The sequence below is a fragment of the Jatrophihabitans sp. genome, from assembly GCF_035474675.1.
Taxonomy (GTDB): Bacteria; Actinomycetota; Actinomycetes; order Mycobacteriales; family Jatrophihabitantaceae; genus Jatrophihabitans_A.
The window spans coordinates 1-16,769 of sequence record NZ_DATINC010000026.1 but is presented as its reverse complement, the minus strand read 5'-3'; the positions used below and the strand labels follow the sequence as shown (position 1 = coordinate 16,769).

Below are 16,769 nucleotides of genomic sequence, written 5' to 3'. Positions count from 1 at the left end.
GTGGCAGCGCCTGCACCACGGTCACCCCGCCGCCGACCACCAAGACCATCGCCGAGATCCAGGGCACCGGCGCCTCCTCGCCGCTCGTGGGCAGCACCGTCACCACCACGGGCATCGTCACCGCGGCCTACCCGGACGGCGGGTTCAAGGGTTACTACCTCCAGACCCCCGGCACCGGCGGCGCGCTCGACCTGACCAGCCACACCGCCTCGGACGGCATCTTCGTCTTCCAGTCCACCGGCGCGCTCCCGGCCGCCGTGCAGGTCGGCAAGTACCTCCAGGTCACCGGTTCGGTCAGCGAGTTCTTCGGCCTGACCGAGCTGAGCGTGGCCGCTGCCGACGTCACCGACCTGGGCACCCCGCCGGCGGCCGTCACCGCGGCCACCACCTCGAGCTGGCCGACCACCGACGCCGCCCGCGAGTCGCTGGAGGGCATGCTCTACCGCCCGACCGGCAACTACACGGTCACCAACACCTTCACCACCAACCAGTTCGGTGAGGTGGGCCTGGCCTCGGGCACCAAGCCGCTGATCCAGCGCACCGAGGTCGAGCGGCCCGGCCCGGCGTCGGCCAGCGCCACCGAGGCGGACAACGCCGCTCGCGCGGTGACCCTCGACGACGGTTCCAGCATCAACTTCCTGGCCACCAGCGGTGGCCTGCTGGTCAACGGCAACCTGACCCCGCCCTACATCTCCCAGACCGCTCCGGTCCGGGTGGGCGAGCCGGTCGCCTTCAACAGCGACGTGGTCGTGGACTTCCGCAACAACGTCTGGAAGTTCCAGCCGACCAGCACCGTGGTGGGCCCGGACAACACCGCCTCGCCGGTGAGCTTCGGCAACACCCGCACCTCGGCGCCGGACAGCGCCTACATCGGCACCGCCGACCTCAAGGTCGCCTCGTTCAACGTGCTGAACTACTTCACCACCCTGGGCACCGACAACAGCTCCTGCGTCCCGTTCAAGGACCGGGACGGCGACGGCTCGTCCGTCAGCGGTGGCTGCGACCAGCGCGGCGCCTGGGACTCGGCGGACTTCGCCCGGCAGGAGGCCAAGATCGTCAAGGCGATCAACGCCCTCGACGCCGACGTGGTCGGCCTGATGGAGATCGAGAACTCCGCGCGGCTCGGCGAAGCGACCGACGAGGCGCTCAACCACCTGGTCTCGGCGCTGAACGCCGACGCGGGTGCGGGCACCTGGGCGGCCAACCCGTCCTCGGCGGAGCTGCCGCCGGTGGCCGACATGGACGTCATCAACAGCGCCATCATCTACAAGCCGGCCAAGGTCGCGCGGGTCGGCGCCTCCCGGGCGCTCGGCACCCAGAGTGCCTCCGGCGGTGCGTTCGACAACGCTCGCGAGCCGCTCGGCCAGGTGTTCCACCCGGTGGCCGGTGGCGACGACTTCCTGTTCGTCGTCAACCACTTCAAGTCCAAGGGTTCGGCCGGTCCCTGGCCGGGCGACGCCGACACCGGTGACGGCCAGGGCTCCTCGAACGAGTCCCGGGTCCGCCAGGCCACCGCGCTGCGCGACTGGGTTCCGACCGTGCAGGGCGCTGCCAAGGCCGTCGTGATGGTCGGCGACTACAACTCCTACGCCCAGGAGGACCCGCTGCAGGTGCTCTACGACGCCGGTTACACCGACGCCGAGCACCAGTTCAACCACGGCGAGTACTCCTACTCCTTCTCCGGCCTTTCCGGATCGCTGGACCACGTCCTGATGAACGCCGCCGCCCTGAAGCGGGCGACCGGCGCCGACATCTGGAACATCAACTCGCCCGAGTCGGTGGCCCTGGAGTACAGCCGGTGGAACTACACCGCCACCGACTTCTACCAGGCCGACCCGTACGCCTCCTCCGACCACGACCCGGTCGTGGTGGGGCTGACCGCGAGCGCTCCGACCAAGACCGTCCAGGTGCTCGGCATCAACGACTTCCACGGCCGCATCCAGGCCAACGGGGTCGAGGCCGGTGCCGGCGTGCTGGCGGGCGCGGTCAAGCAGCTGCGTGGCCAGTACCCGGACACGGTGTTCGCCGCGGCCGGTGACCTGATCGGCGCGTCGACGTTCGAGTCCTTCATCCAGCACGACAAGCCGACCCTGGACGCGCTGAACTCGGCCGGCCTGGAGGTCTCGGCGGTGGGCAACCACGAGTTCGACCAGGGCTACAACGACCTGGTGAACCGCGTGATGGCTCCGTACAACGCCGACACCAACCCCTACGGCGGCGCGGCGTGGCAGTACCTGGGCGACAACGTCCGGCACGCCGACGACCACTCGGCAGCGCTTCCCGAGACCTGGATCAAGGACTTCGGTGGCGTGCAGGTCGGCTTCATCGGCGCGGTCACCGACCAGCTCGACCAGCTGGTCTCGCCGGCCGGCATCGCCGGCCTGCAGATCGAGTCGCCGGTGGTGGCTGCCAACCGGGACGCCGACAAGCTCAAGGCGCAGGGCGCTGACATCGTCATCCTGCTGGTGCACGAGGGTGCCGACACCACCGCGCTGTCCTCGGCGACCGACCCGAGCACCCCGTTCGGCAAGATCGTCAACGGCGTCAACGACAACATCGACGCGATCGTGTCCGGGCACACCCACCTGGCCTACAACCACTCGGTGACGGTGCCGGGCTGGGTGGCCGAGGGCCGTCCGGTGACGACCCGTCCGGTGGTCTCGGCCGGCCAGTACGGCTACAACCTCGACCAGCTGCTGTTCACGGTGGACGACAGCGACAAGGTGGTCGGCCTGCAGCAGAACATCCTGCCGCTGGTGAAGACGCCGGCCTACCCGACCGACTCGGCCACCCAGGCGATCGTCGACAAGGCGGTGGCTGACGCCGCCGTGCTCGGCGCCCAGCCGCTGGGCCAGATCACCGGTCCGTTCAACCGCGCCAAGCTCTCCACCGGCGCTGAGAACCGGGGTGGCGAGTCGACCCTGGGCAACCTGGTCGCCGAGGTGCAGCAGACCGCCACCGAGTCGGCCACCACCGGTTCGGCGCAGATCGCCTTCATGAACCCGGGCGGCCTGCGGGCGGACATGGTCGGCAGCAGCTCGACCTACCCGAACACGCTGACCTACAAGCAGGCGGCCAACGTCCAGCCGTTCGCCAACACGCTGGTCAACATGAAGCTGACCGGCGCGCAGATCAAGGCGGCGCTGGAGCAGCAGTGGCAGCCGGCGGGGGCGGCCCGGCCGTTCCTGCGGCTGGGCATCTCCCAGGGCTTCACCTACACCTACGACCCGCAGGCGGCGGCCGGCAGCCGGATCACCGCCATGTGGCTCAACGGCACCGCCATCGACTCGGCGGCCAGCTACTCGGTGACGGTGAACTCCTTCCTGGCGGCCGGTGGTGACAACTTCGGGGCGTTCGCCCTGGGTGTCAACAAGAAGGACACCGGCCAGACCGACCTGCAGGCGATGGTCGAGTACATGAACAGCCACACCCCGGTCTCGCCGGACTACACCCAGCGCTCCGTCGGTGTGAGGTTCCCGGCCGGTGCCCCGGCGTCCTACCTGCCGGGTGACCAGGTCAACTTCAACCTGTCCTCGCTGGCCTTCAGCACCGCGCCCGACCTCAAGGACTCCTCGGTGACCGTCAAGCTCGGCGCCACCGACCTGGGTTCGTTCGCGGTGGACAACACGGTGGGTACGGCGATCACCGACGAGATCGGGACCGCCTCCGTCAGCTTCACCCTGCCGACCGGTCTGCCGACCGGCTCGCAGAACCTGACGGTGACCGGCGGTCAGACCGGCACCACCACCACGGTGCCGATCACGATCGACGCGCTGGTGACCACCACCACCACGCTCAGCGCCTCGGCTTCGTCCCAGTTCTACGGGACGGCCAACCCGGCCACGCTGACGGCGACCGTCGCCACCAGCGACGGCAGCGCGCCGGCCGGTTCGGTCCGGTTCGAGGCCGGTGGCACGGTGCTGGCGACCGTTGCGGTGAGCGCGGGCAAGGCCACCTACCAGGTGCCGGCAAACACTCCGGCGGGCACGTTGCAGATCACCGCGACGTTCGTGCCCTCGGCCACCCGCGGCGTGGTGGGCTCTACCTCCTCCGCGCTGACGTTCACGGTGAACAAGGCGGTCTCCACCACCGCGCTGGCGGCGTCGGCGGCTTCGCAGACGTACGGCACCACCAGCCCGGCCACTCTCACGGCGACCGTCACCCAGAACGACGGCAGCTCGCCGGCGGGCAATGTGCGGTTCGAGACCTCGACCGGCACGGTGCTGGCGACCGTCGCGGTGAGCGCGGGCAAGGCCAGCTACCAGGTGCCGGCGACCACTCCGGCCGGGACGTTGCAGATCACCGCGACGTTCGTCCCGTCAGTTCCTGAAGGCGTGATCGGCTCCACCTCCTCCGCGGTGACGTTCACGGTGAACAAGGCGGTCTCCACCACCGGCCTCACCGCGACCGCCAGCAAGGTGAAGGGCAAGTACGAGGCACGGATGACGGCCACCGTCTCGCTGAACACCGGTAAGCCGGCCGTAGGCACCGTTGCCTTCTTCATCAACGGTGTGATGGTTGCCCAGGCTCCGGTAGGAGCGGACGGCAAGGCTTCGGTCAGCGTTTCGGTTCCGAAGGATCGACTGCAGGTCCGGGCGCAGTTCACCCCGACCGACGCCGCCAACCACCTCGGTTCGACCAGCCCGACCCTCACGCTCAACGTCGCGTAAGGATCGCTGAGCACCACAACGAGGGGGCCCGGTCAGGCAGTCGCCTGACCGGGCCCCTTCGCGTGTCTGCCTACTTCGCCTGGGCGCCCAGCCGGGCCAGCAGCTCGTCCACCGCACCGGGCGCCTGCGGGGCGACGAACACCTGCAGCTGGACGGTGAGCTGCATGGTGCCGTCCCGCTTGGTGGTGTCGCCGGTCAGCTGGGAGCCCGACACCAGGGCGGCACGCCGGGCCGGGCCCTGGATGTCGGCCAGGAAGCCCAGGTCGCGGGTCGCGGTGCCCTTGACCACCACGGTGAGCGGCAGGCCGAACAGCTGGCCGGCCGGCGAGACCAGGCTGGTCCCGGACGTCCGGGGAGCCGATGCCGCCCCGGACGCCGCGGCCGCATTGCCGGCCGCGGCGGACGAACCGGTGGCGGCTGCCGGTGCCGCCGCGGGCGCCGGGGCGGGCGAGGTCATCGCCGCCGGCTCACCCGCGGTGATGCCGCTGATGCTGACCCCGTTCTTGACGGCGTAGGCCGTCAGCTGCCGGGTGTACTCGGCCAGGCTGCTCTCGATCGGAAGCTCGGTGCGGGCCTCCTGCAGCGAGGCCACCAGGGCGTCCATGTTGGCGTTGTCGGCCTGCAGCCGGTGCAGCTTGGACTGCAGGCTGATGTTCTGGGTCTGCGAGGCCACCGTCTGCTCGTCCAGCGAGGAGGCGTTGGACAGCTCCGGGTTGACCACCAGGAACCAGGCCATCGCCGCGACCACCACCCCGGCGACGGCGCCGCCGACCACCCAGATCCGGTCGCCCTTGAGCGCGCTCATCAGTTGCCTCCGGTCTTGGACTGGGTGTCGTAGCGGTGCGAGAGCAGCCGGTCGTCGATCGAGAACTGGACCGTGAACAGGGTGCCCTTGTCGTTCGTCGTGTTGGACGTCGGATACGGGTCGATGAAGCCCGGCAGCAGGCTGAGCCGGTCGACCAGCGTCGAGACGTCGGTGACCCGCTCGGCCTGCCCGGTCACGGTGACCAGGCCGATGTGGGTGCGCCCGGAGGTGTCCAGGTTGCCGGTGCCGGTGGTCATGTTGGCGGTGGCCTGGCGACCGGCGGTGGGCGCCATGGTGACCGCCAGCTGGCTGACGCTGGCACCGGCCGGCATCTGCTTGAGGATCGAGGTGGTCAGTGCCGCCATGTCGACGTCGGTGTCCAGCAGCGTGGACAGCTGGGTACGCACGCCCGCCACGCTGCTCTGCAGCAGGGTGACGTCGGCGTAGCGCTTCTGCTGGGCCAGCAGCTGGGCGGTGCGGCTCTGCTCGGCGGACAGGGCGTCGGCGGCCTGCTGGCTGCGGTAGAAGGCGTAGCCGTAGCCGAGGCCGGCCAGCAGCACCAGCGCGCACAGCGCGTAGGCCACCAGCTTGCGGATGGCCCGCACCCGCCGGGCCTGCAGCACCTCGGGCGGGATCAGGTTGGCGACGACGCCCCAACCGGGCATCGTGCTCCACAGCTCTCGTGGCTGCATCGTGGTCATGCCGCTGCTCCCATCGCCAGGCCTACCGACACCGCGGTGGCCGACAGCTCCGCGTCCTCGTTCTGAAGCTCCTTCGAGGCCAACCGGTTGCGCACGTGCTGCATCGGGGCGATCACGTTGGCCGGCAACCCCAGGTGCTCGCTGAGCAGGTCGGCCAGCCCCGGCAGGGCGGCGCCGCCGCCGGTGAGCGACAACCGTTCCACCGGGGCGCTGTCCTCGGTGGTCCCGAAGTAGTGGATCGAGCCGCGGATCTCGGCCATCAGCGGCCGGATCCCCTCGTTCAGCGCGTCGGTGAAGTTGCGGTTCGTGGCGAGCAGGCCCTGCAACCGCTTGGCGCTCTCGGCCCGTTCCAGGTCGAGCCCGACCCGGTCCACCACCCGCTCGGTGAGCTCCTGGCCGCCCCGGGCCACCGCCCGGACCACCTTCGGCACCCCGTAGCGGTGGATAACGATGTTGGTCATGTGCGCGCCGATGTCGATCACCGCCTCGACACCGTGCTTCTCGTCGGCGATCGCGCGCAGCGCCGCGAACGAGGCGAGGTCCACCCGGGCCACCTGCAGCCCGGCGGCCTCGACCGCCTGCACCGCGGTCAGCACCGGCTGGCGCGGGGTGGCGATCAGCAGCCCCGGCACCATGCCGGTCGGGTCCGCCTCGCCCAGCGGCAGCCAGTCGATCAGCGCCTGGTCCAGCGGCAGCGGCACCACCTCGCGGGCCTGGTAGGGCAGTGCCTTCACCAGCTGCTCGTGCGGCAGCTTCGGCATGGCCAGGTCGCGGACCACGGTCTGCTGGTTGGTGATGCCGAGGATGACGTTGCGGCACTCGAAGTGGTTCTGCGACCACATCTGCCGAAGTGCTGCCGTCACCGCGTTCTGGTCGCACACCACGCCGTTGAGCACCGCGTTGGGCGGCAGGTCGACATGGCCGCAGCCGTGCACGCTGACCGAGGGCCGGCCGTCGGTGGTGCCGTGCGACAGGATCGCCGCCCGTACCGAGGTGGCGCCGATGTCGACCCCGATCGCGTGGCCGTCAGGATTGACGATGCCGATTTTGGGGTTGCAGATCTGGCGGTGCTTCATCGCTTCTCCTGAGAGGTGGCAACGCAAGGTGTAGACGCCGCCGGGCTCAGAGCCCGGTCAGCCTGAGATACCCATCGGCAAGTGGGCGGGCGAAGTACAGGGCTATCGCCACACCGGCGAGCATGAAGGGGCCGAACGGCACCGGTGTCTTGCCGGTGCCACGCCTGCTGGCCAGCACCGCGATGCCGGCCACCCCGCCGAGCAGGAAGGCCGCGAACGCCCCGACCAGCAGGGCCGGATAGCTCAGCCAGCCGAGCATGGCGCCGACCAGGCCGGCCAGTTTCACGTCGCCGAAGCCCATTCCCTTCGGATAGGCCAGCGCCAGCGCGAAGTAGCCGCCGAACAGCGCCACCGCTCCGATCGCGGCCCGCAGCAGCGGCCAGTAGTCCTGCTGGGCCAGCGCGGTGCCGGCCAGCAGCACCGCCAGCACCGGGTAGGAGGGCAGCACGATCGCGTTGGGCAGCCGGTGACAGTCCAGGTCGATCGCCGCCAGCGCGATGGCGATCGAGGTGAAGTACAGCCAGGCCGGCAGTCCGGCCAGCCGGTCGAGTGCCTCCAGCCGCCAGCTCACCGCCACGAACGCCACCGCGGTGAACAGCTCGACCAGCGGGTAGCGGGCACTGATCGGCGCCGCGCAGTCGGCGCACCGGCCGCGCAGCAGCAGCCAGCCCAGCACCGGGATGTTGTGCCGGTTGCGCACCGGGGCGTCGCAGTGCGGGCAGTGCGAGCCGGGCGTCACCAGCGACTGGCCGGCGGGCACCCGGTAGATCACGACGTTGAGGAACGACCCGATCGCCAGGCCGAACACCGCCACCGCGACGAGCACCAGCCACATGGCGCAGACTCCTCGATCGCTGGGTACGGACGACCTGGGCTCCAGGTACGGAGGTCAGCATCTCAGGCTCCCGTCGAGACGCTGATGACGTTCCAGGTGTTGTTGGTCAGTCGGCCGTCCGGCGGCGGGATGTAGGGCACCCGCAGGCCGCCGTTGATCGCCTGGCCGGCGCGCATGTTGTCGTAGTTGTAGGTCACCGAGATGCCCGGCATCTTGGTGCCCGAGCCCTGGTACGGCCGGCCCTGGTACGGCAGGCTGGTCGGCCCGCGGTGGTACTGGTAGAGCCCGCCGTAGATGTCGATGCCGTAGCCGATGATGCCGCGGTAGAAGTTGTCGGCCAGGAACGAGCCGCGCAGCGCGAAGATCGTCGCGTAGATCGACCCGGTGCCGCCGTTGGTGATCGACGGCGCGGCGCTGGGCACGTACGTGTTGGACGGGTAGTTGCTCGGCAACGGCCAGCTCAGGTTGTCGGTGTAGACGCCGCTGAGGTCGTTGGGGCAGTAGCCGGTGCTGGTGAGGCCGAGGGTGCCGTCCACCGCACAGGTCATCGGCCGGTACAGCCGGACGTTGTGGGTGGCGATCAGGGCCAGGCCGTCGCTGGTGCTGGCGACCGTGTTGTTGCTGTAGGTCAGGTCGTTGGTGATCACGATGTCGTGCTCGGCCACGATCGAGACGTTGCCGTTGGTGGTCCCGTCGACGTAGACGTCGCCGTAGCCGTGGTAGTAGGCGGTGACGTCGTTGTTCGGGTCGGTGTAGGTCTTGCTCGCGTCGTAGCCCGAGTCACCGGGCTGCTTGCCGTGCCACGGGAAGTTCTGGGTGGTGTTCAGCGGCGAGCCTGCCGCCGCGCTGCTGGTCTTGGTCAGCGTGCCGATGATGATCGGGGTGGTGTTGTTGACGCAGTCACCCTTCTTGGTCAGCGAGCCGCAGACCACCCGGTTGACGCTGACGGTCCAGCTGCTGGCAGTGGTGGTGTAGCCCTTGCCGAGCGTGGCCTGCATAAACGTCCCGGACGGCGCGGTCGGCGTCACCGTGGTGGTGGTCGGGGTGCCCGCGGTGACGGTGACGGTGTACCAGAACGAGTTCTGGGCGGTGCCGACCTTCTGGGAGTTGGTGCTCAGCTGGTCGGTGATGGCGGTGGTGAGGCCGGCCGTGGTGGGCGCGGTGGTGGCCAGCTGGGCGTCGACGGCGGTCTTGATGGCGGTGAAGACGTCGTTCTTGGGATTGCCCTGCCCGGTCTCGCAGTCCAGGTTGCGGCGCTTGGTCGGGCCGCTCACCGGGCAGGCCGCGGTGGCGACGTAGGAGGAGTCGTCGGTCCAGGTGCCGGTCAGACCGTCGGTGGCGCTGGCCGCCGGCACGCTGAGGTTGGTGGTGGTGTTGAAGACCGGGCTTGCCACCGTGGCCTGGGTGGGCGTGAGGCCGGTGGGGTTCTTGACGTAGATCAGGGTGCGCGACAGCGGCACCACCGCGTTGATCACGCCGCCGGACGGGTCGGTGGTGCTCTGGCCCAGGCCGTCCACGGTGTTGACGTTGGCGTAGGAGCCGGTGCTCTGGTAGCAGGCCGAGGTGCCGGCCGGGGTCAGCGGGCTGGTGATCCGGGCGATGTTGCCGCTGATCTTGATCCGGGTCGGGCCGGTGTAGACGCACTGGGCCAGCGGCAGCGCCTCGGTGGCGTCCTCGGGCAGTTCCAGCGCGTTGGACTGGTAGATCGGGAACACCCGGTGGCCCGAGCTGTCGGTCGGGTAGTTGCTGGTGAGGGTGGCCTCGCCGTCGGTGCCCGGGTAGGCGCGGTCGTAGCCGCCGTTGGCGCCGAGCGGCTGCTGGCTGCCGTTGATCGCACCGGTCCACACGGTGTAGGCCGCCGCGTCGAAGTTCGGCTCGGAGTTCTTGGACACGCCGGTGTCCTTGCCGCGGTCGACCAGGTAGGCGTCCTGGCTGTAGACCGGGCCGTTCATCACCATGTTCGGTTCCATCGAGGAATCGCAGGTGTCGTTGTGGGTCACCGAGGCCGCCGACCCGCTGGACGGGGTGTAGCTGCCGCCCTCGCTGAAGTACGCGAAGCTGGAGTCGGTTCCCATCGCGGTCTGGGTGGCCGTCGAGGGCCGCCGGCCGGCGTTGTTCCAGGCGGTGGCGGTGCCCCGGCCGGGACCGGCCGCGGTGGGGTAGTACAGGTCGTCGCAGATGTTGGTGCTGTGCGAGGAGTCGCAGGCCGGGGTGGTGGCGGCGTCGACGTAGCTGCAGGTGCCGTTCCACTGCAGCACGCCCGGCTTGCTCTTGGAGCTGATCGAGGTGCCGGTGAGGTTGGCTGCCGAGGTCACCTGCACCGAGCGCGACCGGTAGAAGTTGTTGATGAACTCGGCGGAGTAGGTCTCGTACTTGGTGTAGTACTGGAAGTTGTTGAAGCTCGGGCTGGCGTCCACGTCGGCGACCAGCACCTTGATCCGGTACTTCGGGCTGGTCTTGCCGGTGGGCACCTGGCCGACCGACTTCACCCGGGCCAGGCCCGAGGTCGCGAAGGTCACCGTCCACCAGTAGGACTCGACGCTGGTCGCCCCGTCGGCGCCGGTGATCGCGACGCCCTTCTGGTTCAGCGGGTCGGTGATGCCGCTCTTGTTGGTCAGGCCGGTGGTCAGCGCGGCACAGCCGAAGCCGGAGACCGGCGGGCAGTTGGTGTTGACCCAGCTGAGGAAGTTCTCCAGGCCCGCCTGGGCGGCCGCGGTCGCCTCGCCGGAGTCGACGCTGTCCTTGGCGGGCCGGATCTGGCCGGTCAGGGCGGTGGTCGCGGTGGTGATCATCAGGATCGCCAGGATGCTGATCATCATCACCAGCACCAGGCTCTGGCCGGTGTCCTCGCGGCGCAGCCGGGCCAGCAGGCCAGGGCGCGTGGCCCACGGGCCGGCCTTGCGCCGCCGCCGGATCGGTGTGCTTGTCATGACAAGAGAACCCCGATTTCTCATGACGGGTATCCCGAACTCACCGACGCCAGCGAGGCGAAGTCCATGCTGCTGGTGTTGGACGGATCCAGGGCGGTGAAGGAGATGCCGATGCTGCCGACCTGGTTGAGCACCTTGTCCACCTTCAGCGCCGGGTTGCCCCGCAGCGGGCCGGAGCTGACGGCCAGCGATGCGGTGCCGATGGTGGGGTCGAGCATCCCGGCGCCGGTCTGCCCGCTCTGCAGGCACAGTCCGGCCGTGGGGGTGGTGCCGCTCAGGCAGCCCAGCTGGGTCAGGTCGACCGGGCTGCCGGAGCGCGAGTACGGCTGGAAGACCGGCTGGGTGCCGGTCTTCTTGGCGGTGAACCCGAGCTGGCGCACCGACTTGACCGTGGTGTTGTCGGGCTGGAAGACCACCTCGATGAGCTGGCCGACCCCGGTGGCGGGCACGCTGACCCGCAGCATCAGCACCACCTTGGTGGTCGCGCCGGGCGCGGTGAACGTGCCGCTGACCGCGGTCGAGCGGTTGTTCAGGTTGGCGTAGAAGACGATCTTGGTGCTGGTGACCTCTTCGAACCGGTCGGCCTGGGTGGTGGGGTCCAGCCAGCCGGCCACCCGCAGCATCGAGGTCCAGCTGTCCAGGGTCAGCCGGGCGTCACCGGAGTTCTGGTTGGTCAGCACGGTCTTGTACCCGGCGTGGCTGGCGCCGACGAAGAACAGCACCGCCATGGTGCCGAGAATGGTGGTCAGGATCATGCTGATCATCAGCTCGGCCAGCGTGACGCCGCGGTCCTCGGCCAACCGGGAGCCCGCCAGCCGAGACCGCGCTGCGCGCCAGTGCCGGCTCAGCACGACAGCACCGTGTCGTAGCGGACCGAGCGGTTCGAGCTGTCGTTCCAGCTGACCTTGACGGTCACGTTGCGGGACGCGCCGGGCGTGCAGGTCGCGCTGGCGGCGGGGTTCAGGATCGGCGTGATCGTGAAGGTGGTGCCCTTGAGCTTGACGGTGGAGGCGGCGGCGTCCAGCAACGACAGGGTGCTGTTCTGGCCGCGCAGCTTCTCCACCTCCTGCCGGGCCAGGTTGGAGGCGACCACCCGGTTCTGGGTGACGCCGGTGAGCTTGACCAGGGTGACCAGGGCCATCATCACGGCGAAGGACACCACGGTGAACAGCGCGATCGAGACGATGACCTCGGTCAGGGTGAAGCCGTCCTCGCCGGCCGGGGAGTCCCCGTCGCCGGCAGCGGTCTTGGCGGCCTGCTTGTCCGCACCGAGCACCCGCCGGAGCAGGCCGGCACGCCCAGCGGAGGACCGGTCGGTCGTCGGTGGGTTCATGCCTGCACCTCCTCGGTACGGCGGTTGGCTCGCTGCGATGGATGGAACGGACTGGAAATCAAGGGGAAACGAGACTGGGCGGGCGGTCGAAACCACCCGCCCAGCTCGAACTGCCGGCGATCAGCTGGTGGTCGTCTGACCGGTGGCGCTGCTGTAGGTGTAGACCTTGTCGCCGGGGCTGCCCGCGGTGGTGGCGATGGTGTACGAGCCACTGGCCGGGGTCAGCACGAGCGAGTTGCCCGGGGAGACGTTGATGGTGCCGGTGGCGGCGGTGGCGCCGGAGCCGCAGGTGATGTTGCCGCTGCCGGTGATGGTCACCGCGGCAGCCGGGTAGTTGTTGCCACCGTCGGCGTAGCACTGCTCGACGACGGCGATCGCGTTGCGGGTGTCGGAGGCGGCCGACTTGTTCTTCGCGCCCTTCTGGTAGTTCAGGTACATCGGGATCGCGATGGCGATCAGGATGCCGATGATGACGACCACCACCAGCAGTTCGATCAGGGTGAAGCCCTTGTCACCCTCGGCGCGCTCCTCGCGGAGCTGGTGCAGCTTGTTGAGCATTGGAGCCTCCTGGCTCGGTAGGAGTGCGGCCTTCGGCGCGGGTTGCCTGAGCCTTACTAGTCACTTCGCGGGGTTAAATCGGCATGATGTGAGGCTGGATTAGCAGACAGTGCGACTATTTAGTTACTGTCGGTATCGATCCGATAACTATCAGTTACAAATGGGACGCAAGAGGTACCCGGGACGGGTGTGGTCCCGCAGGGTAGGGGTCAGCCGGTCTGGATGTGCTGGTAGATGGAGAACATCGGCAGGTACAGGCAGATCACCATGGTGCCGATCACGGCGCCGAGCAGCACCACCAGCAGCGGTTCCATCGCCGAGGTGAGCGACTCGGTGGTGGTCTCCACCTCGTGGTCGTAGAAGTCGGCGACCTTGTCCAGCATCTCGGTGATCTGGCCGGTCTCCTCACCGACCTCCATCATCTGCACCACCATGTTGGGGAACAGCGGATGCTTGCTCAGCGGCCCGGACATCTGCTGGCCGACCCGCACCGCGGTCCGGACGTCCTCCATCGCCTCGGAGACCACCGCGTTGCCGGCGGTGCCGCCGACCACTTCCAGGGCCTGGATGATCGGCACGCCGACCGCGAGCAGGGTGCCGAGGTTGCGGGCCCAGCGGCTGATGGCGAGCTTGGTGAACAGCGGCCCGAACACCGGCAGCCGGAGCTTGAGCCGGTCCACCTTCAGCCGGAAGTTGTAGTTGGTGCGCATCGCGCGGCGATAGCTGCGCAACGCCACCACCGCCGCGATGACCACCAGCGGCAGCACCCAGTAGCTGTTGTGCGACAGCACCACCATGATCTTGGTGGGCAGCGGCAGGTTGCCGCCGAGCTGGGCGAACATCTTCTCGAAGACCGGGACGATGAAGATGATGACGCCGGTGCCCAGCAGCAGCGAGAACAGCAGCACGATCACCGGGTAGGTCATAGCCGACTTGATCTTGGCGCGCAGGTTCGAGTCGTCCTCGTACATCTTCGCGATCCGGCTTAGCGCCTCGTCGAGGAAACCGCCGGTCTCGCCCGCCTTGACCATGTTGACCATCAGCAGCGGGAAGTGCTCCGGGTGCACCGACATCGCCTTGGACAGCGTCGAGCCGCCCTGCACGTCGGTGCGCACCTGGCCGAGGGCCGTCTTGAGCTTCGGCTTGGTGGTCTGGTCCTCCAGGATCGCCAGCGAGCGCAGCAGGGTCAGGCCCGAGGAGGTCATCGAGGCGAACTGCCGGGACAGGATCGCCAGGTCCTTCAGGGAGGTCCGCTTGGAAAAGCCCGGGATCTTGAGGTCCTTCTGCAGGCCCTGCCCGGTGAGCTCCACCGACAGCGGCATCAGCTTCTGGTCGGCGAGGGAGTTGGCGGCGGCCTGGGCCGACGCCGACTCGATCTTGCCCTTCATCAGCACGCCGGCCCGGTCCAGGGCCTCGTAGGCGAACGTCTTGGTAGGCATGGGGATCAGATCCTCGCCAGTCGCTTGAACTCGTTGGGATCGTGCGCCAGCTCCATCGCGGTCGCCTTGCTGATCAGCTGCTCGCTGTAGCGCTGGGCCAGGTGCTGGTCGAAGCTCAGCATGCCGGCGTCGGCCGAGGACTGCAGGAAGGACGGGATCTGGTGCACCTTGCCCTCCCGGATCAGGTTCCGGATGGCGGCCGAGGCGATCATGATCTCGCAGACGATGGAGCGGCCCATGCCGTCCTTGCGCGGTGCCAGCGCCTGGGTGACCACGCCCTGCAGGCAGTTGGCCAGCTGCGCGCGGATCTGGGTCTGCTGGTGCGGCGGGTAGATGTCGATCATGCGGTCCACGGTCTGGGCCGCGGACTGGGTGTGCAGGGTGGCCAGCACCAGGTGGCCGGTCTCGGCGGCGGTGACCGCCACCGAGGTGGTCTCCAGGTCACGCAACTCGCCGACCAGGATGATGTCGGGGTCCTGGCGCAGCACGTGCTTGAGCGCGATCGCGAAGTCCTGGGTGTCCGAGCCCACCTCGCGCTGGTTGACCACGCTGCGCGAGTGCGAGTGCAGGTACTCGATCGGGTCCTCGATGGTGACGATGTGCGAGGACCGGGTCTGGTTGGCGACGTCCAGCAGAGCCGCCAGGGTGGTCGACTTGCCCGAGCCGGTCGGGCCGGTGACCAGCACCAGGCCGCGGGTCAGGTGGGCGAAGCTCTCCACCGAGCGGGGCAGGCCCAGCTCCTCCAGGCTGCGGATCTTGTGCGGAATGGCGCGGAACGCCGCACCCACCGCGCCGCGCTGGCGGTAGACGTTGACCCGGAACCGGCTCACGCCGGGGATGGCGTAGGCGGTGTCGAGCTCCTGGGTCTTGTCGAAGCGGTCCCACAGGCTCTCGCTCAGGATCGAGCGGATCAGGGTCTCGGTGTCGACCGGTGCCAGCCGGTTGCGACCGGCCAGCGGTTCCAGGTGACCGTTGATACGCATGCAGGGCGCGATGCCGGCGGTGATGTGCAGGTCCGAGCCGCCCAGCTCCACGAGCATGGTGAGCAACTCGTCCAGCTCGTGCTTTGCCTCGTGCATGGCGAGGGGCGCCTCGAGGGCGATCAACGGGTTCATGAGTGTTCCTCGGTCGGGGTGTCAGTCGTAGGCGGCGGGGTGGTCATACCGTCACCCGCAGCATTTCTTCCAGGGTGGTAAGCCCATCGAGGGCTTTGCGCAGGCCGTCGTCGCGGAGGGTCACCATGCCCTCGGCGACCGCGACCTTCTTGATCTCACTGGCCGATGCGTGCTCGACGGCCAGCCGTTCGATGTGCTCGGACACCGGCATGACCTCGTTCAGCGCCAGCCGGCCGCGGTAGCCGGTCTGTGCGCAGGACCGGCAGCCGACGGCCCGCCACATGGTGCCGGGCTCGCCGAACTGCTCGTAGTTCCACTGCACGGCGGACAGTTCCTTCTCCGTCGGCTGGTACTTCTCCTTGCACCACTCGCACAGCCGGCGGGACAGTCGTTGGGCCAGCACCGCATCCAGCGACGAGCCGACCAGGAAGGGCTCGATGCCCATCTCGATCAGCCGGGGCAGGGCGCTGGGGGCGTCATTGGTGTGCAGGGTGGACAGCACCAGGTGACCGGTCAGGGCGGCCTCGACGCCCAGCTGGGCGGTGGCCCGGTCCCGGATCTCACCGATCAGCACCACGTCGGGGTCCGAACGCAGGATGGCCGGCAGCACCGCGGCGAAGGTCAGGCCGGCCTTCGGGTTGACCTGGACCTGGTTGATGCCGTCCATCCGGTACTCCACCGGGTCCTCGACGGTGATCACGTTGACCTCGGGGCGGGCGATCTCGCCCAGGGTGGCGTACAGCGTGGTGGACTTGCCCGAGCCGGTCGGCCCGGTGACCAGCACCATGCCGTGCGGCTTGCGGAAGCTCTCGGAGAACCGGCTGTAGTTGTAGTCGGTGAAGCCGAGCTTGCGCAGGTCCAGGTCGATGCCGCCGGTGTCGAGCACCCGCAGCACCACCTTCTCGCCCCACACGGTCGGCAGGGTGGCCGAGCGCAGGTCCACGCTGCGCCCGCCCAGGTCGCGGGTGATGCGGCCGTTCTGCGGCACCCGGCGCTCGGTGATGTCCAGTCCCGACAGGATCTTCAGGCGCGAGATCAGCGCGCCCTGGATGCCGCGCGGCACGGCGTCCACCTCGTGCAGCACGCCGTCGATGCGCAGCCGGATCTTGAGGTCGAACTCGCTGGGCTCGAGGGGGATGTCGGAGGCCCGGGAGCTGATCGCGCGTTCCAGCAGCGAGTTGACGTAGCGGACCACCGGGGCGTCCTCGTTGACCGAGTTCAGCCCGTCGTGGTCGCCGGAGCCCTCCTCGGCCTCGGCCTGCGCGGCCGCCTCGTCCAGGTCGGTGCTCTCGCGGGTGTAGCGGTCC

General features: G+C 69.1%; 12 protein-coding genes. 1 reads left to right on the top strand and 11 read right to left on the bottom strand.

What is annotated here, in order from left to right; genetic code table 11:
- The first annotated feature begins 86 nt into the window (after positions 1–86).
- Positions 87–4,670: an ExeM/NucH family extracellular endonuclease gene (locus VLJ82_RS02525; RefSeq protein ID WP_408661746.1), complete on the top strand. Its 4,584-nt coding sequence runs from the start codon at positions 87–89 to the stop codon at positions 4,668–4,670.
- A 70-nt stretch (positions 4,671–4,740) separates the two neighbouring features.
- Here the strand turns inward: VLJ82_RS02525 and VLJ82_RS02520 are convergent, their stop codons facing one another.
- The 11 genes from VLJ82_RS02520 to VLJ82_RS02470 form a co-directional block, all read right to left on the bottom strand.
- Positions 4,741–5,475: a hypothetical protein gene (locus tag VLJ82_RS02520; RefSeq protein ID WP_408661745.1), complete on the bottom strand. Its 735-nt coding sequence runs from the start codon at positions 5,473–5,475 to the stop codon at positions 4,741–4,743.
- On the bottom strand, positions 5,475–6,176 hold the full coding sequence (locus VLJ82_RS02515) for a PilN domain-containing protein (RefSeq protein ID WP_408661744.1): 702 nt from the start codon (positions 6,174–6,176) through the stop codon (positions 5,475–5,477). The genes VLJ82_RS02520 and VLJ82_RS02515 overlap by 1 nt, the downstream gene beginning before the upstream one ends.
- A complete protein-coding gene (gene pilM / locus VLJ82_RS02510; protein ID WP_408661743.1) occupies positions 6,173–7,252 on the bottom strand; it encodes a type IV pilus assembly protein PilM in 1,080 nt (359 codons plus the stop codon). Before pilM ends, VLJ82_RS02515 begins: the two co-directional genes overlap by 4 nt.
- A 46-nt stretch (positions 7,253–7,298) precedes the next feature.
- Positions 7,299–8,087 (bottom strand): prepilin peptidase, encoded by a 789-nt coding sequence (locus VLJ82_RS02505; protein WP_408661742.1) that lies wholly within the window; start codon positions 8,085–8,087, stop codon positions 7,299–7,301.
- A gap of 62 nt (positions 8,088–8,149) precedes the next feature.
- Positions 8,150–11,017, bottom strand: a complete 2,868-nt coding sequence (locus tag VLJ82_RS02500; protein ID WP_408661741.1) for a hypothetical protein — start codon at positions 11,015–11,017, stop codon at positions 8,150–8,152.
- Positions 11,018–11,037: 20 nt separating this feature from the next.
- Complete coding sequence (locus tag VLJ82_RS02495; protein WP_408661740.1) at positions 11,038–11,868, bottom strand: PilW family protein; 831 nt, start codon at positions 11,866–11,868, stop codon at positions 11,038–11,040.
- Positions 11,862–12,350 (bottom strand): type IV pilus modification PilV family protein, encoded by a 489-nt coding sequence (locus VLJ82_RS02490; protein WP_408661739.1) that lies wholly within the window; start codon positions 12,348–12,350, stop codon positions 11,862–11,864. Before VLJ82_RS02490 ends, VLJ82_RS02495 begins: the two co-directional genes overlap by 7 nt.
- Before the next feature lie 120 nt (positions 12,351–12,470).
- Positions 12,471–12,908 (bottom strand): prepilin-type N-terminal cleavage/methylation domain-containing protein, encoded by a 438-nt coding sequence (locus tag VLJ82_RS02485; RefSeq protein ID WP_408661738.1) that lies wholly within the window; start codon positions 12,906–12,908, stop codon positions 12,471–12,473.
- A 209-nt stretch (positions 12,909–13,117) separates the two neighbouring features.
- A complete protein-coding gene (locus tag VLJ82_RS02480) occupies positions 13,118–14,347 on the bottom strand; it encodes a type II secretion system F family protein (RefSeq protein ID WP_408661737.1) in 1,230 nt (409 codons plus the stop codon).
- Between the two features lie 5 nt (positions 14,348–14,352).
- The gene (locus tag VLJ82_RS02475) at positions 14,353–15,462 is read right to left on the bottom strand and encodes a type IV pilus twitching motility protein PilT (protein WP_408661736.1); all 1,110 of its coding nucleotides are present in this window, start codon (positions 15,460–15,462) and stop codon (positions 14,353–14,355) included.
- Between the two features lie 43 nt (positions 15,463–15,505).
- Positions 15,506–16,769: GspE/PulE family protein (locus VLJ82_RS02470; protein ID WP_408661735.1), on the bottom strand; the 1,264-nt coding region annotated here is incomplete at its 5' end.